This is a genomic window from Arthrobacter sp. TJ-217, assembly GCF_058269255.1.
In genome coordinates this window covers 1-971 of record NZ_JBZCNJ010000030.1, presented here as the reverse complement: position 1 = coordinate 971, position 971 = coordinate 1, and the positions used below count along the sequence as shown (strand labels likewise).

Annotated in this window: 1 protein-coding gene; it reads right to left on the bottom strand. The window is 64.6% G+C overall.

Annotated elements, in window-relative coordinates:
* Positions 1–971, bottom strand: a 971-nt coding sequence (locus AC4D2R_RS18020) for a fatty acid desaturase family protein (protein WP_490941473.1), incomplete at both ends; no start/stop codon positions are given.

The window sequence follows — 971 nt, the reverse complement described above, 5'->3', positions numbered from 1 at the left end:
CGGAACCGGTTGACCATGGGGCAGTCGAACGGATCGCGGGCGGCAAGGCCGACCCGGTTGAGGTAGGTGACCACGGCGGCGTAAGAAGCGCCGACGCCGACCTCGGTGTACGGCACTTTGAGGCGCTCGCAGTGTTCCTTGACGATGACCGCGGCCCGGCGCAGGTGTGGGCGGGGCATGTCGGGGAAGAGGTGGTGCTCGATCTGGAAGTTCAGGCCGCCAAAGGCGTTGTTCACGAAGGAGCCACCGCGGATGTTGCGCGAGGTGATGACCTGCTTCTGGAAGAAGTCGAGCTTGCTGTCCTTCGGCACGATGGGCATGCCCTTGTGGTTGGGTGCGAACGAGGCGCCCATGTAGACACCGAAGACGGCCATCTGCACGCCCAGGAACGCGAAGGCCATGCCGACGGGCAGGAACCAGAAGAGAATGCCGAGGTAGGCGGTGAACCGCACCGCGAGGAGTGAGAGCTCAACCCAGCGGCCGTTGACGGTGCCGCGGCGGAAGAGGGTGACGAAGGAGCGGGCGTGGAGGTTCAGGCCCTCGAAGGTCAACAGCGGGAAGAACAGGTAGCCCTGCCGGCGCGTGATCCAGGCCTGGATGCCCTTGGCCTTGGCCGCGTCTTCCTCGATGAAGGAGATCGTGTCGATCTCAATGTCCGGATCTTTGCCCCGCGTGTTCGGGTCGTTGTGGTGCCGGCTGTGCTTATCCATCCACCAGGCGTAACTGATGCCGACGACGCCGGCGGCAAGGATGCGCCCGGACCAGTCGTTGGCTCCGCGGGTCTTGAAGATCTGCCGGTGCGAGGCCTCGTGGGCGAGGAACGCGATCTGGGTCAGCACGACGCCGAGAACGGCGGCGATGAGAAGCTGGAACCACGTATCGCCCAGCAGCGCGAAACCTGTCCACGCGGCACCCATTGCAAGGCTCAGCAGAACGAATACCGCAACATAGAAACGGCGGCGGCGGTTCAG